This window comes from Bradyrhizobium sp. OAE829, assembly GCF_040546575.1.
Classification (GTDB): Bacteria; Pseudomonadota; Alphaproteobacteria; order Rhizobiales; family Xanthobacteraceae; genus Bradyrhizobium.
On the sequence record NZ_JBEPOE010000001.1, the window covers coordinates 8,269,268 to 8,294,426 of the forward strand.

The following is a 25,159-nucleotide window of genomic DNA, read 5'->3' on the forward strand; positions in this document are numbered from 1 at the left end:
AGTCATTATCGGCTGCGGCTCGCAGGTCAGGCAAATCCCCGGCGAAGGGCGAAGCGCGCGCGCGATTTGGGCGCCTTACATCTACGGAGTTCGCACAAGAAACGGCGAGGGCGTTTTGGTGCAGAGCCCGAATATCTGCGACCGGGAACTCGCCAAGCAGCCGATGCCGGCGGATTTCCTGCCAGTGGTGTTCTGGGCCCCCGACGCCGGCAACCTCGAATTCATGATCGCCTACCTGCACGAACAGGCCTACGCGCAGCCGGTCGCAAAGCTCAAATTCCATAAGGCTGCTTTCACCGAGGTAACCAAGGCCGATTATGAAGCTTGGGTTCAGACCAAATGGAAAGACAACATCGTCCCGCTCGGCGACCGCGACGATGAATACAACAAAGGACAAAGCTTTTTTCGTGGCTTCGGCTTCTTTCCGAAGGGCGATCCCAGGAACGTCGAGACACGCAGGCCGTCCTGTCACGCGATGTTGCGCGTGCCGATCACAGGGATGCTCCAGGACAAGATCCGCGAACGATGGCCGGCGGACAAGCCGCGTTATTGGCTAATCGATGGATCGACCATCTTCACGATGCAGAATCAGTATCCGGATCAGCTGGGCGGCGGCGTTCGGTCGGCAGCGCGATGGAATCGCGAAATACCAGGGTCTCAGCCGAGCTTCTTCCGGGGCACAGGGGTCAACCGCCCGTCGGGAGTCGGCCACATCGAACTCGTTCCGTCCGAGGTCGCTTCCGGACAGGGATTGCGAATCCCCTATCGCGTGGAGACTGGATATCCGTGGGCAAGCGATCGCCTGTTATCGCAAACGACGCTCGATATCAACATCGACACGGCAAATGGCGCGGACCACGGTTTTGCATACTGCTTCCGCGATATGTGGAGCCACTATCTCGTTGAGCATGTTCCCAACGGTCGAGCGCGTGCCGTGGAGCAGCGTTTCTTCATCGACGGGCAACTCGTTGCAACATTACCGAATGCCACTGCCGTCGCGCCTGGCGCGGCGATCGTCGAGAACGACCGGTATCTGTGGCTGAGAGATCTTTCCCCGTTTCCGCTGACGCACGAACTTGCGAGGATGCAATGAACAAGCGTAGCCCGGATGTGCCAATGGGGATCGCGCGATTGAAGCGGGCGAACGTTCACCATGGAAGCGGTCCCGGTTGCTTGTGGTTACTTTATACAATGAGAGTTCGTAGGATGGGTAGAGCGCAGCGAAACCCATCATAGTTCATCAACGACGAGAGGTGATGGGTATCGCTTCACTCCACCCATCCTACAGTTGACTATTACGTCTTCGGCTCCAACCCTTTACGGGCATGTTTACAACTTGGGCTTGAGTGTCTCTAATAGATTCGGGGCCCGAGCGAACAATCGCATGGCTGTTCCGGTTTCCCTGAGGCGGTTCCTCAATGGCGAATGCCGGTGTCATGTCGACTGCAGCTGCGAATCTCGTCCGTAAGGGCGTCGTACTTGCTTCTTCGTCGCTGTTCCTTTTGGCAGCACTGGCAGGCTGCCAGCCCGCTACGTCCGAAGGCATCAAGCTCGGCTGGTTTTACCGGATGGTCGTCGAACTGTCGCATGGCGGCGAGCCGCTCAATATCGAAGTCATTATCGGCTGCGGCTCGCAGGAAAGACAGATCCTCGGCGAGGGCCGAAGCGTTCGCGCGATCTGGGCGCCCTATATTTTCGGCGTTCGCACGAAGAACGGCGAGGGCGTGCTGGTGCAGAGCCCGAACGTTTGCGACCGCGATTTCGCGAAGGAGCCGATTCCTGCCGATTTCCTTCCCGTCGTGTTCTGGGCGCCGGATGCTGGCAACCTGGAGTTTCTCGTCGCTTATCTTCACGAGAGCGCCTACGAGCAGCCGGTCTCGAAGCTGAAATTTCATCGCGCCACTATTACAGAAGCAACCGAAGCCGATTACAGGGCGTGGCGCGAGACCAAGTGGAAGGACAACATTGTCCCGATCGGAAGTCGGCGTGAGGATCACGTCAACGGGCGAAGCTACTTCCGTGGCGAAGGGTTTTTCCCCAAGGGAAGATCCGCGCAACAAACTGTTGTTGCGCATGTCTTGCTATTCCTTTCTCCGGGTCCCCATTCCCTCCGATCTGCAGGAACTGATCAGGGCGCAATGGCCGCCGGCTCATCCCCATTATTGGCTGCTTGGGTGGCCAATCGCGTGGCCGATCCTGTTCGAGGAAAAGCCGGACGTCACGCATTACTGGGAGAAATTTCGTGCCGAGGCCAGGCGGCGGGGACTCCTGGATCGTGAGGAGCCGCGCGGTCTTGCCACCTTCTATGAAGGCAAGGGAGTCAACCGCCGCTCGGGGGTGGGTCATATCGAGCGCGACCCAAAATCGTTAGCGTCCGGTCAGGGGTTACGAATCCCGGTTCGCGTTGAGACAGGTTTTCCTTGGGCAACCGAGCGGATGAAGACACAAGGCGCGTTCGACCTTCACGCCGACACCGCGAACGGCGCTGACCAGGGTTTTGCCTACTGCTACCGCGACATGTTTGGCTACTACTTCTCCCGGCCGCCGGGTGGAGAAATACGAGCGGCTGATCATCGCATCTTTATCGACGGCAAACTGATGGGAATCTGGCCGGAAGCAAAAACCATGGCCCCGGGCGCCGTCATCGTTGAGCGGGACGAATATCTCTGGCTCAAAAACGAGTTCCCGCTGACGCATGAACTCGCGAGGATGCAATGAAGGCCGTGGAGCGGATTGAGCCGGAGGCGTAATCCGCTCTTGCCGCCAGCTATTGCGTCTCCAGCGTAAACCCGATTTTGAGGGTCACCTGATAGTGGGCAATCTTGCCGTCCTTGATGTGCCCCCGGGTTTCGACGACTTCAAACCAGTCCATGTTTCGGATCGTCTTGCCGGCCAGTTCGACTGCCGTATTGATGGCGTCCTCGATGCTGGTTTGAGACGAGCCGACGATCTCAAGAATCTTGTAAACGTGATTTTTCATTTTGGACCCTCCCGGCCGATTGCGCCCCTTGATGCATCCCTTCGCCCCGACCGAAGGCGACGATGCGACAACAACAAGGGATGTCGCGGCTTCGCAAACAATAACCAGATGCAACCGGAGTGGTTCCCATGCAGGCGCATCTAGCGGTCTAAATCGGATATCGTCCTATCCCGTCATTGCGAGCGGAGCGACTTGTCCGCCGTAGCTCAACGAGCGAAGGCGGAAGCAATCCATCTCGCCCAGGCTGTGGCTGGATTGCTTCGCTCCGCTTGCAATGGCGGCTGAGTGCGACAAAACAACCCGTCGGGCAAATCAGTTCCGATTTACGGAAATCATGTCAAGTACAAAATTTCTGTAAATCAAAAATATTTCTCTTTCCATCCGACCCAAATCAGTGTGCATCTATCGCCATCCCGTCCCACTCAGAGGGGCGTCGGCCGTCGTCACGACGAGGGACGGGGATGCGGTGGACGCCGAGGTTGCGATTGACGGTCGCGGCTGACGCGTACGGCGAAAGCGTGTGGTCCTGGCGCCCGTAACGGCGTCAAGCTCTGAAGAAGCTAACGCTTCCGAGAGGCGACGGTGGCAATAGAGGCCGTCTCACCGGGGAGAGCGCGTCATAAGCCGTAAAGCCATTGCGCAGGGAATGTCGGATGTTCTCCGCTGCCCTGTATGCTCATGTGCAGCATTCTTATGCACAATCGCACATGAGACCGCGGGTGCAGCGCGCATCCGGCATTCCCTGCGCCCTCTGACTTCGAGGGGCGAAAACTCCCGCAAGACTCGGGCGCCCAGCGCCGCGAGCGGTTGACGCACGTCTGCTTTGCTTTGACATTGAATCCGGAACTGCGCAGATATGGCGGGCTGACCCCAGGCCCGCTAGACCGAAAGCCCCATGACGCCTCCCGCAACCGTTTTGCCCGTTGAATTGCCGCTGGCGTTTCTCGGCGTGTCGCAATCGGCGACGGGAAAATTGTGGCGCGACCGGCTCGATGCCAGGGGCGCGGCGAAGGCGCTGGCGATCGTGCAGCGCTACCAGCTGCCGGAGATGCTGGCGCGGGTGATCGCGGGCCGCGATGTCGAGATCGACGCGGTCGAGGATTTCCTCGATCCGACCATCCGCAAACTGATGCCCGACCCCCACACCGTGACGCAGATGGAAACCGCGGCCAAGCGTATCGCGGACGCGGCCACGCGCGGCGAGAAGGTCGCGATCTTCGGCGATTACGACGTCGACGGCGCGACCTCCGCGGCGCTGCTGACCTGGCATTTGCGCCACTGCGGGCTCGATCCCTTGATCCATATTCCCGACCGCATTTTTGAAGGCTACGGGCCCAATGTGGAGGCCGTGCGCGCGCTTTCGGGCAAGGGCGCGACATTGCTGGTGACGGTCGACTGCGGCACCACCAGCATCGAGCCACTGGCGGAAGCGCGAAAGCTCGGCATGTCCGTCGTCGTCATCGATCACCATCAGACCGGAGACGAACTGCCCGAGGTCGATGCGCTGGTTAACCCGAACCGCGCCGATGATCTTTCGGGCCTCGGTTATCTCGCCGCCGTCGGCCTCGTGCTGGTGACGCTGGTCGCCGTTAACAGGGAATTGCGCGGTCGCGGCTTCTGGAACAGCGAACGGCCGGAGCCGGACCTTCTGGGGATGCTGCATCACGTGGCGCTCGGCACCGTGGCCGATGTCGCACCCTTGACCGGGCTCAACCGTGCGTTCGTCGCCAAGGGCCTGATTGCGATGCGCCGCCGCGACCATGTCGGGCATACCGCGCTGATGGACGTATCGCGGCTCAACGGGCCGCCCGAGGCCTGGCATCTCGGCTTCATGCTGGGGCCGCGCATCAATGCCGGCGGCCGCATCGGCCGGGCTGATTTGGGCGTACGGCTGTTGCTGGAAGGCGATATCTCCGAGGCCGCGCGGATCGCCGCCGAACTCGATCGGCTGAACTCCGAGCGCCGCATCATCGAGCAGGCGGCCGAAGCGCAGGCCGAAGCCGAGGCGCTGGCTTCGCTCGGGCTCGAGGATAAGGGATCCGTCATCGTCACGGCCTCCGAAGGCTGGCATCCCGGCGTCGTCGGCCTCGTCGCCTCGCGGCTGAAGGAGAAATTCGCGCGGCCGGCGTTTGCAATCGCGCTGGAGCCCGGCGGCATCGGCACCGGTTCGGGCCGCTCGATTTCGGGCGTCGACCTCGGCAAGGCGGTGCGGCAGGCCGTGAAGGAAAAACTGCTGATGAAAGGCGGCGGCCACGCCATGGCCGCGGGCGTGACGCTGCGCAAGGAAAAGCTCGCGGAGTTTCGCGCCTATATGGAAAGCGCGCTCGCCGAAGACGTCGCCAGCTCCCGTCACGAAAACGAGCTGTTCATCGACGGCGCGGTGAGCGCCCGCAGCGTGACACCGGAGTTCGCAGGCATCCTGAACCGCGCCGGGCCGTTCGGCGCCGGCAATCCGGAGCCTGTGATCGCACTGCCGGCGCATCAGCTGGTCTATGCCGACGAAGTGGGGCAGGCGCATCTGCGCGTGCGCTTCAAGTCCGGCGACGGCGTCATCGTCAACGGCATCGCCTTCCGGTCCGTCGGGCAAAAGCTCGGCCACGCACTGACGCAAAACCGCGGCCAGCCCCTTCATGTCGCAGGATCGCTGGCGGTCGACCGCTATCAAGGCACCGAGCGCGTGCAATTGCGCGTGATCGACGTTGCCGTGCCGGATCAGGGACCGGCCCTGATCAGGTAGGTTCATCCACCAGGCGACAAAACCAACAACCAAAAACGGGAGCAGAAAATGGCAGGACAGGTTCAGGGAAAAGTCGCGCTCGTGACCGGCGGCGCATCCGGCATCGGCGCGGCGTGCGCAGAATTGCTGGCGCGCGAAGGCGCTTCGGTTGCGGTCACCGACGTCGATGAGCTGAGGGGGCCGGAGGTTGTCGCCGGGATCAGGAAGGCCGGCAACGAGGCTGTCTTCCTGCATCAGGACGTCACCAGCGAAGCGCGCTGGATCGAAGTCGTGGCCGATGTCATGAAGCGCTATGGCCGGCTCGACGTGCTGGTGTCCAACGCCGGCATCGGCATCGGGGTGCCGTCGATCACCGAGATGTCGCTCGAGGACTGGCGGCGGCAGACCGCGATCAATCTCGACGGCGTGTTCCTGTCGGTGAAGCATTGCCTGCCGGCGATGCGCAAGACCGGCGGAGGCTCCGTCATCATGATGTCTTCGCTGGCGGGCCTGCGCGGCTCGGCCAACCTATCCGGCTATTGCGCCACCAAGGGCGGCGTCCGGCTGTTTGCGAAAGCGATCGCGATGGAATGCGCGACATTCGGCGACGGCATCCGGGTCAACTCGGTGCATCCCGGGATCATCGACACGCCGATCTGGGGCAAGATCCCGACGGGAGCCGCGGGGCACGGACAGAACGCACCGATCGATCCCGAGGAACGCGCGAGGTTCGCCACGCCACTGGCCCGCGCCGGTCATGCCATGGACATCGCGAAAGGCGTTTTGTATCTCGCCTCCGATGCGTCAAGCTACGTGACCGGGACGGAGTTGGTGATCGACGGTGGCATGAACGCGGGCGGGGTGGTGCGAGGATAGGGTTGGGAACATAGCCGATGAGTTGCACGTGCTGTCATATTGCAATTGGCATTAGACAGGAGGAGTTCCATGATCAGTTTTTGCAGAACGCTCCTTTGCGCCGCGTTTAGTTTGGCTTTTTGCGCGCTTTTCGGGAGCCAAGCGCAGGCGCAGACCGAAGCCACGTCGCAACTGGCATCCAAGGGCGAACTTCGAGCGGCCTTGATCGTCTCCAATCCGGTTCTGGTAATCCGAGGAGCAGACGGTCAACTCGGCGGTATATCGGTTGAACTTGCTCGCGCCCTGGCGGCAAAGCTCAATGTCCCGGTTCGCTTGATCCCTTATGAAAATCCTGCTCGCTATAATGAGAGTCTCGGCAAGAATGAATGGGATGTCGGGCTCGCGGCGCGCGATCCCTCGCGTGCTGAACATCTCGCGTTCAGCGACGTATTCATGGAGGTCGATAACGGCTACGTCGGTCGTCCCGGCCTGGCGTTGAAAACAGCCGAGGAAGTCGATCGCCCCGGCATCAAGGTCGCGGTGGCTCAAGGCTCGGCGCCAGACGGGTTCCTGACGCGTACGATCAAGAATGCGGAAATTGTGCGAGTGCCTGGCGGGCTGGTACCGGCAAGAGAGGCGCTGGCTGCGGGGCGCGCGGACGTCTATGGCGAAAACGTCCATTTGGCATATCAAATTGCAGCTGATCTTCCAGGAGCAACAGTTCTCGATGGGCGCTTCAACGTGGTGCTAATGTCGATCGCGGTACCAAAAAGCAGCGCTGCTGCGTTGCCCACAGTGAATGACTTCGTTCGCGATGCAAAACGCGACGGCTCAATCGCCCAATTTATTACGCGCGCCGGGCTTCGCGGTGTTCGTCCACCACTTTAGCGTTGGAGTTCAACTAAATTGGCTAACCGCCTTGCCGCAACCGCGCCAGCACCTTGAGCCCGCCATAGCCATCGGCGGGCAACAGGCCCATCTTGGTCTGGTAATCCCGGACCGCCTTCATGGTGTCATTCCCGACGCGACCGTCGGTGCCGCCGGTGTCGAAGCCGGCTTTTGTCAGCCGCGTCTGCATCTCCTGCACCTCGGCCAGCGTCAGCGCGCGTTCGGAGCCCGGGAAGGGGTGAATGAACGGCGGCGCGCCGAGAATGCGATCGCCGAGATGGCAGATTGCCAGCGCGTAGTTCATCGATGGATTGTAGCTGCGGACCGCATAGAAATTCGGCCCCAGCAGGAACGAAGGTCCGCCGGCGACCGGCACCCACAATTGCGCGGACGCATTCGGCTGCGGAAACGGCTTGCCGTCGGCGCGGGTGACGCCGGCGCTGGCCCACGCCGCATAGGTGCGGTTGCCGCTGCCGGACGCGCCGCCGGCACGGACCTCATAACCCCAATGTTCGCCGCGGTGGTACTTGCCGCGATTGACCAGATAGCGCGCGCTGGAGCCCAGCGCGTCGTCCGGCTTGCCGAACGGCGAGACGCGGCCGTCCTTGTCGTAGTCCATGCCGACATTGAGCCAGACTTCCGGCATCCACTGGGTATGCCCCATCGCGCCGGCCCAGGAGCCCCGCATTTCCTCCGGCGTGCCCCAACCGCGGTCGACGATCTTCAGCGCGTTGATCAGTTCTGTTTCCCAATAGGCTCGGCGGCGCGGCTCGTTCCAGGCCAGCGCGGCGAGCGAGGGAAAGATCGGGCGCATATGGTTCTGCTGCACCAAGGGATCGCCATAGGCGGATTCAACGCCCCACAGCGCCAGCAACGTGCCGCGCTCGACGCCAAAGTCCTGCTCGATCCGAGTGAACAGCGCCTCGTTCTTCCGCAGCGCTTCCTTGCCCGCCGTGATGCGCCAGTCGGAGGCGCGGCGATTGACGTATTGCCAGATCTGCTCGTGGAATTCCGGCTGCTTCTGCATCTGCCGGAACACGGACATGTCGGGCTCGATCCGGCCCATCACGCGGCTCCAGGTCGCGTCCGATATGCCCTTCGCCAGTGCGCGAGCGCGGAAGGTATCGCGCCACGCGTCGAAGCCGGGCGGCGCCGCGGCCAACGCGGCAAGCGGATGGACGAGCACAGCTGCGGCGCCGATACCGGCTTGCAGCAGGGCGCGGCGGGTCGGCGATCTCAGAGAATCGAAGGGTTCCATGGCGGTATTGTACGGGGCAGGGTGCGCTCACCAAAGCGCATTTGCGTGGCGCCGTCGTCGCAGCCGGAACGCGGAACTCCGGAAGGTAGCTTAGCTGCCCTGGGCCTGCTGAAACTCCGCGGCAACCCGTGCGAGCCAGCGCCGGACCGTCGCCTGCGCGGAGGCCGAGAGCCCGGCCGCCAGCCGCCGTTCCACCGCCTGGACGTGACGGCGGCATTTGTCGAGCAGGACAGTGCCGCGCCGGGTCAGTGTCCATTGCAGCACCCGGCCGTGGATCGGGTGCGGGGTCTTCCGGATCGCGCCGTCGCGTTCCAGATTGCGGATGATGACGCCGACGGTTTGCGGCGTCAGCAGGGCGACCCGCGCGAGATCGGCGCCGGACAGGCCCGGATAGGCCCGCAGCATCGTCAGCACCACGAATTGCGGCGTGGTGACGCCGAGTTCGGTGAGCGCCCGCTCCAGCGTCAGCCGGGTCGCGGCCTGGGCCTGCCGCAGCAAATAGGCGAGGTGGCCTTGCTCGCCGCGCTTGCCTTCGCCGGGCGGCGGCGGGCGGATCATCGCGAGCACGGGATCGGCGGCGGATTTTTTCCGGCGCTGGAGAGGGTTTTTGCGAGAGGATTTCCGGCGCAAAGGATTTTGTGCCGCGACGGATTTTCTGGATTTTTTCGACGCCGTTTTTTGTGGCCGACGCAGTCTGGATTTTACCGAAGCTCTGATCTTGCGCACCATATAAGGGCTCTTATAATAAATCAGTACACTGATAACAGAAGGCAATGAACATGTCACATGCCCGCAAGGAATATAAGGATTTCATGGCGCTGGCGCCCGAGGCCTATGAGGTCGTACTGGCGCTCGGCAAGGTCGCGGCCGCGGCGGGCATCGACAAGCAACTGCTCGAACTGATCAAGCTGCGCGCCTCGCAGATCAACGGCTGTGCGTTTTGCGTGCAGTATCACATCCTGCAAAGCGAGAGCCTCGGCGTGCCAGCCGACAAGCTCAACCTGGTCGTGGTGTGGCGCGAGGCGCCGCAATTCTCGCCCCGCGAACGCGCCGCCTTGGCGTGGACGGAAGCGCTGACGTTGCTCAGCGGCGGCGTCAGTGACGAGGTCTATGCGCAGGCGAGCGCCGAGTTCTCGGAAAAGGAACTGGCCTATCTTACCTCGGCGATTGCCTCGATCAACGTCTGGAACCGGTTCGGCGCCGCCTTCCGCTGGACCCCGCCGGCGCGGCAGAAGCCGGTCGGTGCTGCCGCGTCCTAGTTGTCGCCCTCGCCACCTTCCTGCGGGTCGGGCCGGATCACGTCGTGCGGCTGGGCATGGGCGACAGCGGCCGGCGCGACAGGGTCGGTGCCGAGCTCGCGTCCGCGGCCGCGCAGCAGGCGCTCATAGGCCGAGATCAGCGTGGTGTAGGGATTGACCCAGATCCAGCCGTCCCGCGTGAACACCTGCACGTCGAAATGCAGGTGCAGCGAGGTGCCGTTGGGAAAGTCGAGATAGTTCGAGGCGACGCCGATTTTTTCACCCTCGGTGACCTGGCGGCCGTTGAGGATGCCGTCCGCGTCCAGGCTGGACGGATTCATGTGCATGTAGCGAAAGCGGATATGTTCGTTGCGGGTGTTGACCTGCAGGGTCGCCGCCTGCTGTTTCAGCGAACGGATCAGGACGCCGTCACGGACCGCGACGACCGCCTGCTGCTTCGGATCGCAGCTGCCCGGGCTTTCGCTGTTCTGCGTCATGCACGCGCCGGGACGGATGTCCTGCCCCTGATGGCCGAAACCGGCGGCGCATTGGCCGACCTCGAAACTGCGTGCCTCGCAGAAATTGTCCTGCCAGGGATATCCGCGTTCATCGGGTTTGCGTTTGCCGAAGGATTGCGAGCGCGCGAAGGCGGGCGCCTTTTCCAGCGGAAACCGAATCTGCGAATAGGTGGTGAGATCGGTGCGGCCGCCGCGCTTGCGCGTGCCGCTGTTGGCGACGATGTCGCCGCTCGGGCGATAGGTGAAGTCAGGCGAGGGCACGATCGGCCGCTCCGCAATCTCCGACGAAATATCCCGGCGCGGCCGCGACGGCTGGCCGCCGGCGATGCGCAGCGCCTTGAGGAAACGTTCGGCGACCGGATAGGCCTCGCGGCAGGCCAGCCGCCGCGGGCGCGGCGTCGAGTCGAGGCACTGGATCGACACCACATAGGGCACGCCGAAGCGCGTGAAGGCGTAGCGCACATAGCCTTCGCGGATGAAGCGCCGCAGGTCCGGGAATTGCGCCGCCAGCGCCTTGACCGGCTCGCCCTTGCCGGCGAGCGGATCGGCGAGGTCGTAGGTCAGGATCGAGCCCGTGATCTGCACCTCGACGGGCTTGGCGTAAGTCCGCTGCGGCATGCCGTCGCCCGCGCCCGGCTCGAACGAAAACATTGCGTCGTAGCCGGCGGCGCCGGCGTGGAACAGATCGGCCGGGCGGAAGTCGGCCTGATAGCGCGATACCGAGATTGTGTCGGGGACGCCGTTCTGGCGGGCGTCGAGATAGCTTGCGGTGTCGAACGGCAACAGCACCGGAACCGGACTGCGTCCGATCCCCGGGAAGACGGGGGAAGTGATCGCGTTCAGTTGCACCAGCGCCGGCATCGAGCGCGGGTCCCAGCGGGGCGCCCGCCGCTGGCTGGCAAAGGTGAAGGCGGACGCAACCGCGGGCTGCTGGGTATTGATCTCGGAGCGGAGCTGATCCAGCACCGCGCGCCATTCGACGCGGATGGCCGAGATCGAAGGGGTCCGGAACTCGTCGGCGAAAGCGCCGACGGCGCAGGCGGCAAGCAGACAGAAGGCTGCCAGCCAACGGGGCAGCAAGCGGACAGCCTTCGTACCCAATGCATCGCCCCCCGGCGCATGCCCCGATGTCTAACTTTGGCGCCTAGTCCTTGGCGCGCTCGACGTAGGAGCCGTCCTCGGTCATGACCACGATCCGCGTTCCCGTTCCGACGTGCGGCGGCACGTTGGTGCGTACGCCGTTGGAAAGGATAGCAGGTTTGTAGGACGAAGACGCGGTCTGGCCCTTGGTGACCGGCTCGGTTTCGACAACTTCCAGCGTTGCGCGCTGCGGCATCTGGATCGCCACCGGAACCATGTCGTGCAGCGAGAGCTTCACCGACATGTTCTCCTGCAGATAGGGCGCGGCGGAACCGATGATTTCCTTGGACACCTGGACCTGGTCGTAGGTCTCGCCGTTCATGAAATGGAATCCGTCGGCGTCCTCGTAGAGGTAGTTGAAATTGTGGTCCTCGATCGTCGCCTTCTCGACCTGGTCGGTGGTCTTGTATCGTTCCGAAATCTTCACGCCGTCGCCGATCCGGCGCATTTCGATCTGACTGACCGGAGTTCCCTTGCCGGGATGGATGTTCTCGGCGGTCAGAACCACATAGAGCTTGCCGTCTTGCTCGATGACGTTGCCCTTGCGAATTGAACTGGCGATGACTTTCAAAGCGGTTTTCCTGAATTTCTGGCCTCCGACCGGTCAGGACAATTGTGTCCGGCGGCCGCCTGAGGCGGTTTCGGGCTGCAACATACTGATTTGCCCCCCAGATACCAGCCTTTTGCGGTCCGTTCCGGCAGGTTACGGACTGGCCGGATCGAGGGGCCGTGCCGCGGCTATTTCCGCTTGGGGCGAGGGGACGTGAAGGCCTGGGCGTTGTGCTCGGCAAAGGCGGCGGGCACCGTAAATGTCCCGGATTTCAGGTCATAGGCGCACCACCAGTCCTCGATGTAGGGCCGCGGCTTGTCTTCGCCCTGGGCGTCGAAGGAGAGGCTGATCACGACGTAGCGGCTATCCGGCCAATGCAGGCCCAACCCAGCGTAATTGTCGTCGGTTCCTTTGACGAGGGCAGCAAAGACGTGACTGAGCGAATCGCGGTCCTTGGGGTTGCGACGCAGCTTTTTGGCTGCCGGCGAGCCCCAGAAATAGTCCCAGGCCATCTCGCTCAGCGGCTTCGGCGTGGCGGACGAAAATTGAAATCCGTTCCGCCGGTACAGAAACAGCGTCTGGAAACCGGCACCGGTTTTCTGCATGCGTACCAGCCACTGGCTGTTCGGGGTAAAGCGAAAGCCTGCGGGGTAGCCCGCAAGATCGATGCCTTCGCCGGCGTTCAGCAGCGAGGGGTGTTGACGCCCCTTGTCGAAGGTCCAGAACTGGAACAGAAAACCTTCATCGCCCTTATCAGCGGCATATTGCTCAACCCGAATTTGCCTGTCGGGTGAGGTGAAAATGTCATCGGCATCCGTCTTCAGATTGAACTCAGGCCCGGGGCCGGTCGCGCTGGCGGGCGCTGGCGTGGTGACGACGAGCAACAGCATACCTGCCAGCAGAAGCCCTGTTCGTCGTAACCAACCGCCTGACATGCGTGCATTCCGTTCCATTTTGCTGCCCATTGGACTCGCCAATGGCCGCGAGGTTCAGGGCGCAACTTCATGTTCGCGGCGCCGATCGCGCGAATGGACAAGACGTGCGTCTTTCGACATGACAGACGGACTGGAAGCGGGGTATCCCGGGTATTCCCAGCACGGCTGCTTTCCAGTGGAGAAAATTGAGTAGTGTCAATGGTATCCGGCGGTATCCTGAACTTTTTCATCGGTTCGTACGCCGTTGCAGGCGCGCGCGTCACTCCGGCTGGTTGCTGATGGCCGGGATCGACCAGCCATCGCCATGGTGGTCGCCGGCGCGGCACGCCGACCGGAAACCGTTCCTGATGGCGCGGGCCGCGATCACGAAGGGCTTGAGGGCCTGGTTCGACGAGCAGGGATTCGCCGAGGCGGAGACGGGCATCCTGCAGGTCTCGCCGGGCAATGAGACACATCTGCACGCGCCCCGGACCGAACTGACCGGTGCAGACGGAACCCGCGCGCCGCGCTATTTGCGGACGTCACCGGAGTTCGCGGCCAAGAAACTGCTCGCGGCGGGCGAAGACAAGATATTCGAGTTTGCACGCGTGTTCCGCGATCGCGAGCGCGGCGATCTTCATTTGCCTGAATTCACCATGCTGGAATGGTACCGCGCCAACGCGGCGTATGACGCCATTATGGCCGACACGATTGTGGTCGTCGCCCATGCGGCGCAGGCGACCGGCATCGGGCAATTCTCGTTTCGCGGCCGCATCGCCGATCCCTTCGCTGAGCCTGAATTACTGACGGTCGCGACCGCGTTCGAGCGGTTCGCCGGGATCGACTTGCTGGCGACGGTGGCGGATGGCGAAGGGGATCGCAGGGCCCTCGCCGAGGCGTCAAAATCGCGGGTGCGGATTGCGGACGACGACACGTGGTCCGATATCTTCAGCAAGGTCCTGGTCGAGCATATCGAACCAAATCTCGGGCAGGGTTGTTTGACGGTACTGTTTGAGTATCCGGTGCCGGAGGCAGCGCTGGCGCGCGCGAAGGCGTCCGATCCGCGTGTGGCCGAGCGGTTCGAGATCTACGCTTGCGGCGTTGAGCTTGCGAACGGGTTTGGCGAATTGACCGTTGCTGCCGAACAGCGTCGCCGTTTTGCGCAGGCGATGGACGAGAAAGCGCGGCGTTACGGCGAGCGCTATCCGCTCGACGAGGATTTTCTGCAGGCGGTCGCCGTGATGCCGCAAGCCAGCGGTGTCGCGCTCGGTTTTGACCGGCTGGTGATGCTGGCAAGCGGTGCGCTTAGGGTGGATCAGGTGGTATGGACACCACCGGCGGGAGAAGCATGAACAGGATCGATCCGAAATTGGCGGCGACGTTGCGGCAACCGGCGGAACTCGTCGATTGCGGGCTGGCGCCTGCGGCTGAACTGGCCGATCTCGAACAGGTGGCTGCACGCTACGCGATTGCGGTGACGCCGGATATCGCCGCGCTGATCGATACCGAGGATCCAAACGACCCGATCGCGCGGCAGTTTGTTCCAAGCACGCTGGAACTGGTGCAGGAGGCCGGCGAGCGCGCCGATCCGATCGGCGATGACGCCCATTCGCCGGTCGCGGGCATCGTTCATCGCTATCCGGATCGTGTGCTGTTCAAACTGGTTCACGTTTGCGCAGTGTATTGCCGCTTCTGTTTTCGCCGCGAGATGGTGGGCCCCGGCAAGGCAACGGCGCTGTCGGACAGTGCCTATCGTGACGCGCTCGATTATATCGGTGGTCACCCGGAGATCTGGGAAGTCATCCTGACCGGCGGCGATCCCCTGATGCTGTCGCCGCGCCGGTTGGCCGAGATCATGGCCGATATCGCCGCCATCGATCACGTCAAGATCATCCGCCTTCACACCCGCGTGCCGGTCGCGGCTCCCGCGCGAATCAGCGACGAGATGGTCGCAGCATTGAGGGTTGGTGGCGCCACGACCTGGGTCGCGGTTCACGCCAACCATCCGCGCGAGTTGACGGCGGAGGCCCGCGCCGCTTGCGCCCGGTTTGCCGATGCCGGCATCCCCCTGGTGAGCCAGTCGGTGCTGCTCCGCGGTGTCAATGACGATGCGGCGACGCTGGAAGCCCTGATGCGGTCCTTCGTCGAATGCCGGATCAAGCCGTATTACCTGCACCATGGCGATCTCGCGCCGGGAACCGCGCATCTTCGCACTACGATCGAGCAGGGGCAGGAATTGATGCGGGGCCTGCGCGGACGCGTTTCCGGGCTATGTCAGCCCGATTACGTGCTCGATATTCCCGGCGGCCATGGCAAGGCGCCGATCGGCCCGCATTATTTGTCGCATCCAAATTCCAGGGAACGTGAACTATCCTCGGAAGCGCGTTATCGTGTCGTCGATTATTGCGGTGAGGTTCACCTCTATCCGCCGAAGCCGTGAACCGGCGATGACGGATGGGGATGAGGGAGGGCAGAAGCCGCCGGAAAACGAGAGCAGCCGTGCGATCGAAAACGCGGTAATGCTGGCTTTCTTCGCGGTGCTGGTAGCAGCCGGTATCTGGTTGCTCAGCACCATGGCCGATGTACGAAAGGCGCAGGATTGCGCGGCCCAAGGGCGTCGCAATTGCGGAACGATTGATGTTCCGGCGCGATAACCGGAAATGAGAACGGGAGAACCAAAATGCGAAAAATAATCCTGTCGGTGGCGCTTCTGGTTCTGACCGGTAGTCCGGAGGTGTTCGCGCAAGGCTCAACGGTGCCGAAAAATTCGGACAAAGTGATCCAGGCGCCGATTGGTCATCGCCAGCCACGCGCCAGCGACGTTCCCGAATCGAAGAACATGAACGATCCGAACGATCCCCTGAGCAAGGAAAATGCCTTGCTGGATCGCAAGATCAAGAGCATCTGCCGCGGCTGCTAGGCGGCGGTGCAAAGATCGCGCCCAAAACCATGGTCCACGGCTTGACCGGCCAGAGTCCGCTTAATGAACTTGAGCAGACTCTGGCCGTAACGTTTTGTTCGAATACGACTTCTTAAGCCGACCGTTCATTGAGCGGCCGGCGTGCCAAGCTCCGTCTCGCCTCGACGGCGTCGGCCAGGACGTTGAGCGCCTGCACGGTGGTTTCCCAGTCGATGCAGCCGTCCGTGATGCTCTGACCATAGGTGAGCGGCTTGCCCGGCACGACATCCTGGCGGCCCGCGACGAGATTGCTCTCCATCATCACGCCTGTGATGCGTGTTTCACCAGCGGATATCTGCTGCGCGATGTCGGCCGCAACCAATGGCTGGTTCTCGGGCTTCTTGCTGCTGTTGGCGTGGCTGGTGTCGATCATGATCCGCGGTGTCACGCCTGAACGGGTGAGTTCGGCCGAAGCGGCATCGACGCTGCCAGCGTCATAGTTCGGCTTGCTGCCGCCGCGCAGGATGATGTGGCAGTCATCATTGCCGGTCGTAGCGGCGATCGCCGAGCGTCCGCCCTTGGTGACCGCCATGAAATGGTGGGGATGCGACGCCGACTTCACGGCCTCGGCCGCGATGCGCACATTGCCGTCGGTTCCGTTCTTGAAGCCGACCGCGCAGGAAAGTCCGGACGCGAGCTCGCGATGGATCTGGCTTTCCGTGGTTCGCGCGCCGATCGCCGCCCACGCCACCAGGTCGGCGATGTATTGCGGCGTCGTCATGTCGAGGAATTCGGTGCCGGCCGGCAAACCAAGATTGTTCACCGCCGAAAGCACGTTGCGGGCGAGACGCAGGCCCCGGTTGATATCGAAGCTGCCGTCGAGGCCGGGATCGTTGATCAATCCCTTCCAGCCGACCGTCGTGCGCGGCTTCTCGAAATAGACGCGCATCACGATCTCGAGGCGGTCGGCCAGCCGCTCGCGCAGGGCGACGAGGCGTTCGGCATATTCCACGGCCGCGGCGGGATCGTGCACGGAGCAGGGGCCGACAACGACCAGAAGCCGGTCATCGGTTCCGTTCAGGATCGCGTGGATGGCGTTGCGCGCTGCCATCACGATGCGCGTGGCGGTCAAGGTGCGAGGTATCTCGCGCATGACCTCTTGCGGCGTCGTCAGCTCTTTCAGTTCGCTTATTCGAAGATCGTCGGTGGTGCTCAACACGGCTCTGGCTCCTGTTCTGAAGAACCTGCCGGCCAATAAAAAAGCCGCCAGGATTTGGCGGCTGTTCGGACTTTTTGCTGCAATTATTCAGATTGCGCGTGATCCTCCCACCGCCAGCGAGCTGTCGAAGCTAAAATACCAATAGTTGCTGGCGGCGATCATGATCATGGCGGGCTCTATAGCTTACGCATCGGGACTTGTCATCCCCTAATCGGCGAGGGAATTGGCTCGCGCAGCGCCAGCCCGTGTCAGGCCTTGCGCGCGGCGAGCGCCATGCCGACCAGCGACGCGCCGCCAAGCACCAGGTTGATCCCGACCAGGAGACCGATCGCCCATTCCGCTGAACCCGGAAGGCCAGCAATGATCAGGAACGAGATCAGGATGTCCATCAGTCCGGAGACCAGCAGCCAGGACCAGCGCCCGGACAATTCGCGGCGGTGCTCCAGCGCGTACATGATGGTGGTGACGCCTTCGATCAGAAAGTAGGCGCCGACGATGATGGTCAGCGTCAGCACGCCCTGCATCGGCCGCGCCAACAGCACGAGGCCGGCAAGCACGGCCAGCGCGGCGGAAAACAGCGACCACCAGAAGCCCGGCATCTGCCGGGCCCAGTAGGTGACGACCAGCCCGGCGATGCCGCTGATCAGGAACATCCAGCCCAAGAAGATTGCAACCGCCAGGCTTGCCAGCGGCGGCACGATCATTGCGGCCAGGCCGAGCACCGCAAGTAGAATGCCTTCGAACAGGAAGGCTTTCCAATGCGTCTTCACGGCGGCGCCCATGTCGGACTGCAATTTGGCGATGTCCTTGGGAAGCCTATCTTGGGGAAGGGTCATCACAGCTCTCCCGCTACGCACGGGCCGATACTAGAGCGTTTTCGAGCGAACAGGAATGGTTGGCGCAAGGAATTGGCGCAAGGAAAACGCGTCCAACTTTAGCTGTCGTGCTAACCAGCCTCGCTCGCCGACGAAAAGCCTTCCGACGTCGTGCGCATCCGGTTACGGCCCAAGACGTAGACAGCCGTGGTTGCGACCAGCAGCGCGAGGCCGAGCAGGATAGATGTGAAGCCGATCGGGATCAGCACCAGCGGGGCGTTGCGTTCCGGGTTGATGAACCAGTGGTGCAGCGAGGTCAGCAGGAACGACACGCCCGCAAAGCCGGCACCGCCGCCCACGACCAGCAGCGCCCACATCCGCCGCAGCTGGCTCAGCCGCTCGCGCGCAATCTCGGTGCGCGGCGCGTGATGGCGGCCGACGCGCCGCACCAGTCGCGCCGCAAATCCGATCGAGCTGAAGCCGATGATCAGGCTGGCCGTTCCCAGCATCATCCGCGTGGTGGAGCCGAGATCAGGATGCTTTTGCAGAATCAGCAGCGGAAAATCGAACGCCGCATGCAGCGCGACGGGCGCAAACAAAGCCAGCATCCAGCTCGATATGCGGGCGAGGTCGCGGTTGTGCCGGTTGGCACCGAGTGCGGTGCCGGCACGTGCGATCGCGATATAGGCGCCGGCGATAATGCCGAGCGCACCGTGGAACGGCACGGTGAGGACGCTACGCAATGCCGCCAGCGATCGCCACATGTCGGCGTGCTGCACGAGGTAAGCGAGGTTTTCGTAGGCTGCGAATCCAAGGCCCGCGGCGGCGCCGTAAACGACAGTGTCCATCGGATCGGCATAGGTGCGGCGCTTCCACGACACGCCGATGATCACCAGCACCTTGACGATCTCCTCGGGCGCGGCAACGCCGAACACCGAGCGGAGCCCCTGGGTCATCCAGGGATTTCCGGGCACGGCGAGAATCGCGGCGAACGGCGCCCGAGCGATTCCCAACAGCGAAATGCTGGCCGCGCCCAGGACGAACGCGATCCACACCTGCGCCGGCGGGCCGGGGCGCTCGTCAGCGGCGACGACCAGCCACAGCAAAAGCAACGCGGGCGCGATCGCGGCGACGCCGATGACAGTCGGGAGGGATTGTAGCAGGAGCATTTAGGGAGCTTTGTTCGGATGGATCGAAAATGGCCGTAAATTCAGCGCTTTGCAAGGAAGGCAAACGCGACTTGTTGTCGCCAAAAGGCGAGGGTACGGGCCGGCTAACCCCGAGCTTTTGGAGGTGGGTTTCCCACCAATACGGGAGCCAGCAAGGGCGTTGATCGGGGGAACTTCGAGCTCGACTCTTTCCTCCTGACTGTGACCGCCGCGCCACAGCATTAGCTGCCTAATTCCTCTACAACCATTGGCAGCAATATTGGCCCAAGGGGAATCAACATGAAGAAATTTGCACTGGGAATGCTTGCTGCGGTTGCAATGACTGGATCGGCTGTCGCGGCCGATATGGCTCCCCGTTACGCCAAGGCGCCGCCTCCGGCTCCGGTCGTGGTGTACAACTGGACCGGCTGCTACATCGGCGGCAACATCGGCGGTGGCTGGGCACGGACCACGCAGGATCGCGTCGGCATCGTCAACGTCGGACCGGTTGTTCCGGCCACCAATTACGGTGGGAGCGATGGCAGCGATTTTGTCGGCGGCGCTCAGATCGGCTGCGACTACCAGTTTGCTGGCAATTGGGTGCTCGGCATCCAGGGCATGTACAACTACGCCCGCATCGATCACTCGCATTTCCTGACGGCCTTCCCGACGTTCAGGTCGGATGTCACCACCAAGGACATCTTCACGGTAACGGGCCGCTTGGGCTACCTGTTCACGCCCCAGTTGCTCGGCTACATCAAGGGTGGTGGCGCCTGGACCAAGTCTGACTATGAGATCTTCCAGCCGGGTGGCGTGCTGCTGTCCGAAACCGCTTACGGCGTCAGCCGCAGTGGCTGGACCATCGGCGGCGGCCTCGAATGGATGTTCGCTCCGGGCTGGTCGGTGTTCGGCGAATACAACTACATGGATTTCGGTCACAAGGACGTCGTGTTTGCGACTGCGCCCGCCGCCGTCGGAAATCCCGACATCGTGCGGACGAAGCTGGAAGTTTCCACGGCACTGGTTGGCGTGAACTACAAGTTCAACTGGGGTGGCCCGGTCGTCGCAAGGTATTGAGCCTTGAAGGACTGAGCCTGGTACCAGGTACTGAGTTCTTCCCGAGACTAATTAAAAGCCCCGGCATCGTCCGGGGCTTTTTTTTGACAAAGCGTGGACGACGTACCGAGATGACCATCGTGCGGCCGGCTTGGCGCGCAGCGAGGCCGTTTTCGACCCGCAGGCGCCATGAGCGTAGGCGCGCTTAGCCCGCCAAGAGGCGCCGGCAGGCGTCGACAAACACCTCGGCGCCGGTGACGATGTCGGCGTCGTCAGTGTTCTCGGTCCAGTGATGGCTGATGCCGCCGATCGAGGGCACGAACAGCATGCCTGACGGCATGATTGTCGAGAGAATCTGGGCGTCGTGCCCGGCGGCGCTGGGCATGCGGATCGACCTGCCGCCGGCAAGCGCCTTGCTCGCAGCTTCGATCGCTTGCTGGAACGAGGCGTCCATCATCGCGGGCGCGCCGGTGCGAATGCGCTCCACCGCAACCGCGCAGGGGCCGCGCGCGCTGACGTCGGCGGCCATGCTTCGCAGCAGATCCTCCAGGCGATCGATCACAGCGGGGTCGTCGTCGCGCATCTGGAACAGCATTTCCGCAGATCCCGGGATGATGCTCGGCGCACCCGGATCGAGCCTGATCGAACCGGTGGTCCAAACCGTGCGCGGCCCGCAGGCTTTCGGAAATCGTTCGTCGATATCGACGCAGAATTTCGCCAGCGCGAGGCCGGCGTCCTTGCGCACGGCCATCCGCGTCGTGCCGGCGTGATTTTGCTCGCCGGTGAATGTGATTCGGTATTGCCAGATACCGACGATGGAGGTGACGACGCCGATATTGAGCGCGCCGCCCTCGAGGGTCTGACCCTGTTCGATATGTGCCTCGAGATATCCGATGTGGCGCCCGCGTTCGGCGGTAGCGCGCGGGCGGCCGGCGAGGCCGACTTCGCGTAGCGCTTCGCGCATGGTGCGATCGCTGTTGCGGTCGCGCGCGGCGTCGACGTCAGCCTCGGTGAGCGCGCCGACATAGGAACGGCTGCCGAGGAAACTGCCGAAATGGCCTTCCTCATCGCACCAGGATGCGACCTCGACGGCGCCCCTGATATCAGGGTCGGAATTGATGACGCGGGCGGCTTCCAACGCATAGATGACGCCCAGCGGGCCATCGAGCCAGCCCGCGTAATTCTGGCTTTCGAGATGCGAGCCCGCCAACAGCTTCGGGCCCGGTTTCGTGCTGGTGCCCAGCACATTGCCGATGCCATCGATCTCGGCCGCCAGTCCCGCCTCGGGGAGCCGCTGCACCAGCCATTCCAGCGAGCGCATATGCGGCTCCGAGAAGGTCGGCTTGTGGACACCGGTCTTGTAGGCGCCGATGCCACGCAACGTATTGAGGTCGGCGAGGACGCGGGCGCCGTCGAAGGGCAGGGTCTTGTCGGGCATCAGGTGCCTCTCCTTGATGGGCAGTCAGGGGCCGGCCGGCTTGCGATAAACATCCTTGGTCGCGAGCCTTCCACCGCGAAACGTATAACACTCGACGCCGCGTTGTTCGCGCTGCTCGCCGGTGGCGCGCACGGTTTCGCTGACACGGAACGTCATGAAGGTCATATCACCGGCGTGATGATAGGCCGCTTCATGGAAGCGTTGCGCCGAGAACAGGGCCTTTTGCTCGGCGAGATGCTCGGCAATCGCGGCGGCGCCGGCGAGGGATTTGGTCACCGCAAGACCATCGTGAAAGGTCCAGAGAAAGTCAGGCGTCACTACGGAATAGAGCGCAACCATGTCGCCCTTGAACAGGGCGCGCGCGAAGCCTTTGAGCAGCTCATCGCGTTCGGCGGAGGAGGGCGCCATGATTTTTATTCACGCTCCAACAATCCCTGGAGTGAGAAAGTGTACCGGCTGATGAGGATTTTTTCGATCACGTGCGAGAGCAAAGCGAACCGGCGCGAACGAGTCAAATCGCTATTATTTTGAGGCGGTTGTCCCGCGACGACGCGGCGGAATGGTTCAACAAGCGCGATGCCGTTCAGAAAAATATTCACTTCGATCTCTTGACGAATTTTAAATCTTCTGCGCATACCAACGCCCCTTCGCCGGAATCCGCCGGCGCTCTTAAGGACCGAAGCCATGTTGAGCCTACGCTCACATATCGTCGCGAAAGCCGCCGCCGCGCTGCCGTTTATTCGGCCGTGCGATTGGTCGCGCATGTGCGTGGCGAAGCAAGGTCCGAGCTATCTGGCGCCCCAAAATCTCGGGACCACCAGGACAGCAAGAGCGTAAATCGGCAGCGGGAATCTACCCTCTGCCTCAAGGCAGAGAGCGAAGATGACCCGCGACAGCACCACAGGACTCGAGGACCGTGACCGCCAGAGGATTTTATCCTCGCCGGTGGCGCATGCCTTCGTACGCATCGTGACGCAGCGCCGGGGCATTTCCGAGGCCGAGGCCGAGCAAGTCTATCTCGATTACATCAACCGAGCGCAGCCGGCGGATAATTGCCGGCGTCGTGAGGACGCTTGATCACATGAAGCGATTTCGAATTCAGGATGGCCGTCCCTGCAAGGACATAAGATGGCCCGCTGATCCGGTACTGGTCCCCTTTGGTGGGGCGGCAAACGGTGGTTTCAGGCAGCGAAGCAATTTCTATTGGCCGGGGTTGTCCCGGCCGTTTGTAAATTTTTTTCAGGCTGGCGTAGCTCAGATGGAGAGCAGCGGTTTTGTAAACCGAAGCGCGGAGACTCGAGCCCTCCCGTCAGCACCAAAATCGTCGAGTGTGATCTTCAATACGTAATGCGAGCGTCGCGAAACTGGTAGACGCACCGCACTCAGACTGCGACGGGCTTGCCCGTGGGGGTTCAATTCCCTCCGCTCGCACCATCACGCTCCCGTAGCCAAGCGGTAAGGCATTGGTTTTACGCACCGACATACGCTCGTTCGATCCGAGCCGGGGGTACCAATCATGCGCTTTTAGCTCAGTGGCAGAGTATCGCCGCGACATGGCGGTTGTCCGCGGTTCGATTCCGTGAAAGCGCACCAACTCACGCTCTTGTAGCACAATGGCAGTGCGGCCGCTCGATAAGCGGTTGATGCAGGTTCGATTCCTGACTGGAGCACCAATCGAAAGGAAGCCGACATGACCATCGCTTTTTCGCCTGTGACGGAACGCAGCGATGCAATCAAGGCACGTTCTGCGAAACCGGCGCGGCTGGCCGCCGCAAACCATCACAACGATGGATCCGGAGCGTTAAACCTGACTGGAGATGGAGCGGCCTTTTAAGCCGTGCGCAAGTGGTTCGAAACCACCCGGATCCTCCAATCAAGGACCAGTGCCCCCAGCGGCCAAGGGAACGGATTCTTAATCCGTCGACGCAAGTCACCGTCGGTTCGAGTCCGACCTGGTCCTCCACTTCGAAAGAGATTCCTGACCGGGTCAGGATCACACAAGATCAACGCTGCGGCCGTGGTGGAACGGTAGACACCCGCGCTTGAGGGGCGCGCGCCTTGTGCATCCGAGTTCGAGTCTCGGCGGCCGCACCATTTTGCAGAACTCAAAATGCGCTCAAACTGCTCTCAAAATGCTCCTGGACCCAGCTGGTGACGGGGCTCGACTGTCGATCGAGTTGTGGCGAGTTCGATCCTCGTCAGGAGCGCCACTGCGAATTCACATTGAAAGAATTCCGTCATCAGCATCAACGCGAGGAGGTTTTCATGTTCCAGAATTGCTCCGCGCTCGTGCTCAACGCGGATTTCCAGCCGCTGAGTTACTTTCCACTCAGCCTGTTCGGCTGGGAAGACGCCATCAAGGCGGTCGTCAAGGGATCTCACGTCGTCGTCGCTGAATACGACGAGGTCGCCCGGAGCCCGTCGATTCAGATGAAGTTGCCGTCGGTGATCGCGCTGCGCTGTTATGTGCGGCCGCCGACCAGGGTTGCCTTCACCCGGTTCAACGTGTTTCTCCGGGATCACTTCGTTTGCCAATATTGCAGCGTTCCGCACCGCCCGAACGATCTTACCTTCGACCATGTCTTGCCGCGCGCCGCCGGCGGCATGACGTCATGGGAGAACATCGCAACGGCATGCAGCCCCTGCAATATGCGCAAGGACTCGCGGCTGGAGAAGCCCCGCCGGAAGCCGTTCGAGCCCACGGTGCATCAACTGATGGCGGCGCAGCGGCATTTCCCGCCGAACTTCCTGCACGAGACCTGGCGCGACTTCCTGTACTGGGATGTCGAACTCGAGAAATAAGCCGCCGGCCACGGCCGGCGGTCACCACCACGTAGCTCAACCGGATGAGCACGACCATCCGAAGGTCGAGGATGTAGGTTCGAGTCCTATCGTGGTGGCCAGGATTGATTTCCAGAACGTGCGGTTACTGCCAGCGCACGGTTTCGCTTCTACGGCAGGCCTTCGAGACATTTTGGGGTAACGCCAAGTCAGGTGACTGAGCGGGCCTGTAAAGCCTGCGCCTTTGCGCACGCGCGGTTCAATTCCGCGGTTACCCACCATCCTTCGGGAGCTTCGCGGACCTGGTATATTGGGAGTGCCATGCGCTGCCCGCGCATTGATAGCGGTTCGATTCCGCTGGTCCGCGCCATCTTGCGAAACTGCGTGCCTTACGCAGCTCGCCGTCCAGAAAGCTAATCCAGTGAAAGCATCGGTTTGAAATGCCGAGGAGGTCAGGGCGGCACTGACTCTGAACACCATCACGGGGAGTGCACAAGGGTGCATTTGATCCTTGCAAGATCGAAGCGGCCGGGGCGGTACCGCACTCTCCACCATCTCATTCCCGTCGAGCCGTCTCGGTGAGGGCGCCCGGCTGTTAACCGGGGTAGCGCGGTTCGAAACCGTGGGCGGGAGCCAATGCCGTTTGTCGGCCGATTACCATCGTTGACCTGTAGCTCAGTTGGATTCAGAGCGCCGCGCTACGAACGCGGAGGGCGGGGGTTCGAGTCCCTCCAGGTCGGCCAAAG

28 protein-coding genes and 13 tRNA genes are annotated in these 25,159 nt (G+C 62.4%); 29 read left to right on the forward strand and 12 right to left on the reverse strand.

All coding sequences use genetic code 11. The annotated features are described in order from the left end of the window. Window positions 1-163: 163 nt before the first annotated feature. The 3 genes from ABIE49_RS39210 (at window position 164) to ABIE49_RS39220 (ending at window position 2,718) form a co-directional block, all read left to right on the forward strand. Window positions 164-1,093 carry a hypothetical protein gene (locus ABIE49_RS39210; RefSeq protein WP_354067305.1) on the forward strand — a complete coding sequence of 310 codons (930 nt, stop codon included), beginning with the start codon at window positions 164-166 and terminating at the stop codon, window positions 1,091-1,093. A gap of 325 nt (window positions 1,094-1,418) precedes the next feature. Then, complete coding sequence (locus ABIE49_RS39215) at window positions 1,419-2,279, forward strand: hypothetical protein (RefSeq protein ID WP_354067307.1); 861 nt, start codon at window positions 1,419-1,421, stop codon at window positions 2,277-2,279. A gap of 157 nt (window positions 2,280-2,436) precedes the next feature. Then, complete coding sequence (locus ABIE49_RS39220; RefSeq protein WP_354067309.1) at window positions 2,437-2,718, forward strand: hypothetical protein; 282 nt, start codon at window positions 2,437-2,439, stop codon at window positions 2,716-2,718. Between the two features lie 49 nt (window positions 2,719-2,767). Here the strand turns inward: ABIE49_RS39220 and ABIE49_RS39225 are convergent, their stop codons facing one another. Beyond that, window positions 2,768-2,980, reverse strand: coding sequence for a dodecin (locus ABIE49_RS39225; protein WP_192735754.1), 213 nt, complete (start codon window positions 2,978-2,980; stop codon window positions 2,768-2,770). A gap of 895 nt (window positions 2,981-3,875) precedes the next feature. On the opposite strand from ABIE49_RS39225, the gene recJ reads away from it, so the two are divergent. The 3 genes from recJ to ABIE49_RS39240 all read left to right on the forward strand — a co-directional run bounded on the left by recJ (window position 3,876) and on the right by ABIE49_RS39240 (window position 7,439). Then, a complete protein-coding gene (gene recJ / locus ABIE49_RS39230; protein ID WP_192735755.1) occupies window positions 3,876-5,717 on the forward strand; it encodes a single-stranded-DNA-specific exonuclease RecJ in 1,842 nt (613 codons plus the stop codon). A 48-nt stretch (window positions 5,718-5,765) separates the two neighbouring features. Next, window positions 5,766-6,572 carry a glucose 1-dehydrogenase gene (locus ABIE49_RS39235; protein WP_192735756.1) on the forward strand — a complete coding sequence of 269 codons (807 nt, stop codon included), beginning with the start codon at window positions 5,766-5,768 and terminating at the stop codon, window positions 6,570-6,572. 69 nt (window positions 6,573-6,641) lie between these two features. Next, window positions 6,642-7,439 carry a transporter substrate-binding domain-containing protein gene (locus ABIE49_RS39240; protein ID WP_192735757.1) on the forward strand — a complete coding sequence of 266 codons (798 nt, stop codon included), beginning with the start codon at window positions 6,642-6,644 and terminating at the stop codon, window positions 7,437-7,439. A gap of 22 nt (window positions 7,440-7,461) precedes the next feature. Here ABIE49_RS39240 and ABIE49_RS39245 read toward each other — a convergent pair whose 3' ends face one another. Both ABIE49_RS39245 and ABIE49_RS39250 read right to left on the reverse strand, forming a co-directional pair. After that, a complete protein-coding gene (locus tag ABIE49_RS39245; RefSeq protein WP_192735758.1) occupies window positions 7,462-8,697 on the reverse strand; it encodes a lytic murein transglycosylase in 1,236 nt (411 codons plus the stop codon). Between the two features lie 90 nt (window positions 8,698-8,787). Further along, on the reverse strand, window positions 8,788-9,255 hold the full coding sequence (locus ABIE49_RS39250; RefSeq protein WP_192735759.1) for a MarR family transcriptional regulator: 468 nt from the start codon (window positions 9,253-9,255) through the stop codon (window positions 8,788-8,790). Between the two features lie 221 nt (window positions 9,256-9,476). On the opposite strand from ABIE49_RS39250, the gene ABIE49_RS39255 reads away from it, so the two are divergent. Then, window positions 9,477-9,956 (forward strand): carboxymuconolactone decarboxylase family protein, encoded by a 480-nt coding sequence (locus ABIE49_RS39255; RefSeq protein ID WP_192735760.1) that lies wholly within the window; start codon window positions 9,477-9,479, stop codon window positions 9,954-9,956. Here ABIE49_RS39255 and ABIE49_RS39260 read toward each other — a convergent pair. From ABIE49_RS39260 to ABIE49_RS39270, 3 genes are all read right to left on the reverse strand, one after another. Further along, the gene (locus tag ABIE49_RS39260; protein WP_354067315.1) at window positions 9,953-11,533 is read right to left on the reverse strand and encodes a M23 family peptidase; all 1,581 of its coding nucleotides are present in this window, start codon (window positions 11,531-11,533) and stop codon (window positions 9,953-9,955) included. The two genes, ABIE49_RS39255 and ABIE49_RS39260, sit on opposite strands and share 4 nt — an antisense overlap. Window positions 11,534-11,597: 64 nt before the next feature. After that, complete coding sequence (efp, locus tag ABIE49_RS39265) at window positions 11,598-12,164, reverse strand: elongation factor P (RefSeq protein ID WP_192735762.1); 567 nt, start codon at window positions 12,162-12,164, stop codon at window positions 11,598-11,600. 167 nt (window positions 12,165-12,331) lie between these two features. Then, window positions 12,332-13,108 (reverse strand): hypothetical protein, encoded by a 777-nt coding sequence (locus ABIE49_RS39270; protein WP_354067317.1) that lies wholly within the window; start codon window positions 13,106-13,108, stop codon window positions 12,332-12,334. A 248-nt stretch (window positions 13,109-13,356) separates the two neighbouring features. Between ABIE49_RS39270 and epmA the strand changes: the two genes are divergently transcribed. From epmA to ABIE49_RS39290, 4 genes are read left to right on the forward strand one after another with little or no spacing between them, the layout of a single operon-like run. After that, entirely contained in the window at window positions 13,357-14,409 is a 1,053-nt protein-coding gene (gene epmA / locus ABIE49_RS39275; RefSeq protein ID WP_192735763.1) for an EF-P lysine aminoacylase EpmA, read from the forward strand. Further along, window positions 14,406-15,497: a lysine-2,3-aminomutase-like protein gene (locus ABIE49_RS39280; protein ID WP_192735764.1), complete on the forward strand. Its 1,092-nt coding sequence runs from the start codon at window positions 14,406-14,408 to the stop codon at window positions 15,495-15,497. Before epmA ends, ABIE49_RS39280 begins: the two co-directional genes overlap by 4 nt. A 7-nt stretch (window positions 15,498-15,504) precedes the next feature. Beyond that, window positions 15,505-15,711 carry a hypothetical protein gene (locus ABIE49_RS39285; protein ID WP_192736131.1) on the forward strand — a complete coding sequence of 69 codons (207 nt, stop codon included), beginning with the start codon at window positions 15,505-15,507 and terminating at the stop codon, window positions 15,709-15,711. A 26-nt stretch (window positions 15,712-15,737) separates the two neighbouring features. Then, on the forward strand, window positions 15,738-15,977 hold the full coding sequence (locus ABIE49_RS39290; RefSeq protein ID WP_192735765.1) for a hypothetical protein: 240 nt from the start codon (window positions 15,738-15,740) through the stop codon (window positions 15,975-15,977). Window positions 15,978-16,089: 112 nt separating this feature from the next. Here the strand turns inward: ABIE49_RS39290 and ABIE49_RS39295 are convergent, their stop codons facing one another. Further along, window positions 16,090-17,175, reverse strand: coding sequence for a 3-deoxy-7-phosphoheptulonate synthase (locus tag ABIE49_RS39295; RefSeq protein ID WP_192735766.1), 1,086 nt, complete (start codon window positions 17,173-17,175; stop codon window positions 16,090-16,092). Between ABIE49_RS39295 and ABIE49_RS39300 the strand changes: the two genes are divergently transcribed. Further along, on the forward strand, window positions 17,162-17,320 hold the full coding sequence (locus tag ABIE49_RS39300; protein WP_192735767.1) for a hypothetical protein: 159 nt from the start codon (window positions 17,162-17,164) through the stop codon (window positions 17,318-17,320). The genes ABIE49_RS39295 and ABIE49_RS39300 overlap by 14 nt on opposite strands. A 103-nt stretch (window positions 17,321-17,423) precedes the next feature. Here the strand turns inward: ABIE49_RS39300 and ABIE49_RS39305 are convergent, their stop codons facing one another. Together ABIE49_RS39305 and ABIE49_RS39310 are read right to left on the reverse strand one after the other, a co-directional pair. Further along, on the reverse strand, window positions 17,424-18,011 hold the full coding sequence (locus tag ABIE49_RS39305; protein WP_192735768.1) for an HdeD family acid-resistance protein: 588 nt from the start codon (window positions 18,009-18,011) through the stop codon (window positions 17,424-17,426). Window positions 18,012-18,121: 110 nt separating this feature from the next. Beyond that, window positions 18,122-19,159: a PrsW family glutamic-type intramembrane protease gene (locus tag ABIE49_RS39310; protein ID WP_192735769.1), complete on the reverse strand. Its 1,038-nt coding sequence runs from the start codon at window positions 19,157-19,159 to the stop codon at window positions 18,122-18,124. A 279-nt stretch (window positions 19,160-19,438) separates the two neighbouring features. Here ABIE49_RS39310 and ABIE49_RS39315 point away from each other — a divergent pair, with 279 nt between their 5' ends. After that, the gene (locus tag ABIE49_RS39315; RefSeq protein ID WP_192735770.1) at window positions 19,439-20,215 is read left to right on the forward strand and encodes an outer membrane protein; all 777 of its coding nucleotides are present in this window, start codon (window positions 19,439-19,441) and stop codon (window positions 20,213-20,215) included. 184 nt (window positions 20,216-20,399) lie between these two features. On the opposite strand, the gene ABIE49_RS39320 is transcribed toward ABIE49_RS39315, so the two are convergent. The 3 genes from ABIE49_RS39320 to ABIE49_RS39330 are packed head-to-tail and all read right to left on the reverse strand — an operon-like array spanning window position 20,400 to window position 22,396. Continuing rightward, complete coding sequence (locus ABIE49_RS39320) at window positions 20,400-21,632, reverse strand: Zn-dependent hydrolase (RefSeq protein ID WP_192735771.1); 1,233 nt, start codon at window positions 21,630-21,632, stop codon at window positions 20,400-20,402. 24 nt (window positions 21,633-21,656) lie between these two features. Beyond that, window positions 21,657-22,040, reverse strand: a complete 384-nt coding sequence (locus ABIE49_RS39325) for a nuclear transport factor 2 family protein (protein ID WP_354067323.1) — start codon at window positions 22,038-22,040, stop codon at window positions 21,657-21,659. A gap of 5 nt (window positions 22,041-22,045) precedes the next feature. Next, entirely contained in the window at window positions 22,046-22,396 is a 351-nt protein-coding gene (locus ABIE49_RS39330) for a hypothetical protein (protein WP_192735773.1), read from the reverse strand. Window positions 22,397-22,514: 118 nt separating this feature from the next. Between ABIE49_RS39330 and ABIE49_RS39335 the strand changes: the two genes are divergently transcribed. The 16 genes from ABIE49_RS39335 to ABIE49_RS39410 all read left to right on the forward strand — a co-directional run bounded on the left by ABIE49_RS39335 (window position 22,515) and on the right by ABIE49_RS39410 (window position 25,156). After that, on the forward strand, window positions 22,515-22,709 hold the full coding sequence (locus tag ABIE49_RS39335) for a hypothetical protein (RefSeq protein ID WP_192735774.1): 195 nt from the start codon (window positions 22,515-22,517) through the stop codon (window positions 22,707-22,709). 166 nt (window positions 22,710-22,875) lie between these two features. Next, window positions 22,876-22,950, forward strand: a tRNA-Thr gene (locus tag ABIE49_RS39340). A 31-nt stretch (window positions 22,951-22,981) separates the two neighbouring features. Then, window positions 22,982-23,066, forward strand: a tRNA-Leu gene (locus ABIE49_RS39345). A 4-nt stretch (window positions 23,067-23,070) separates the two neighbouring features. Next, window positions 23,071-23,145: transfer RNA gene (locus tag ABIE49_RS39350), tRNA-Val, on the forward strand. A gap of 5 nt (window positions 23,146-23,150) precedes the next feature. Further along, a tRNA-Val gene (locus ABIE49_RS39355) sits at window positions 23,151-23,225 on the forward strand. A gap of 6 nt (window positions 23,226-23,231) precedes the next feature. Beyond that, a tRNA-Ile gene (locus ABIE49_RS39360) sits at window positions 23,232-23,305 on the forward strand. A 17-nt stretch (window positions 23,306-23,322) separates the two neighbouring features. Then, the gene (locus tag ABIE49_RS39365; RefSeq protein ID WP_192735775.1) at window positions 23,323-23,466 is read left to right on the forward strand and encodes a hypothetical protein; all 144 of its coding nucleotides are present in this window, start codon (window positions 23,323-23,325) and stop codon (window positions 23,464-23,466) included. A 43-nt stretch (window positions 23,467-23,509) separates the two neighbouring features. Further along, window positions 23,510-23,595: transfer RNA gene (locus ABIE49_RS39370), tRNA-Lys, on the forward strand. 48 nt (window positions 23,596-23,643) lie between these two features. Next, a tRNA-Leu gene (locus ABIE49_RS39375) sits at window positions 23,644-23,726 on the forward strand. 40 nt (window positions 23,727-23,766) lie between these two features. Next, window positions 23,767-23,842: transfer RNA gene (locus ABIE49_RS39380), tRNA-Asp, on the forward strand. Between the two features lie 55 nt (window positions 23,843-23,897). Further along, a complete protein-coding gene (locus ABIE49_RS39385) occupies window positions 23,898-24,434 on the forward strand; it encodes an HNH endonuclease (RefSeq protein WP_192735776.1) in 537 nt (178 codons plus the stop codon). 25 nt (window positions 24,435-24,459) lie between these two features. Continuing rightward, window positions 24,460-24,535, forward strand: a tRNA-Arg gene (locus tag ABIE49_RS39390). Window positions 24,536-24,609: 74 nt separating this feature from the next. After that, window positions 24,610-24,694: transfer RNA gene (locus tag ABIE49_RS39395), tRNA-Tyr, on the forward strand. 15 nt (window positions 24,695-24,709) lie between these two features. Then, a tRNA-Gly gene (locus ABIE49_RS39400) sits at window positions 24,710-24,783 on the forward strand. Between the two features lie 190 nt (window positions 24,784-24,973). Next, window positions 24,974-25,049, forward strand: a tRNA-Asn gene (locus ABIE49_RS39405). A gap of 28 nt (window positions 25,050-25,077) precedes the next feature. Continuing rightward, window positions 25,078-25,156 (forward strand) — tRNA-Arg (locus ABIE49_RS39410). Window positions 25,157-25,159: the final 3 nt, after the last annotated feature.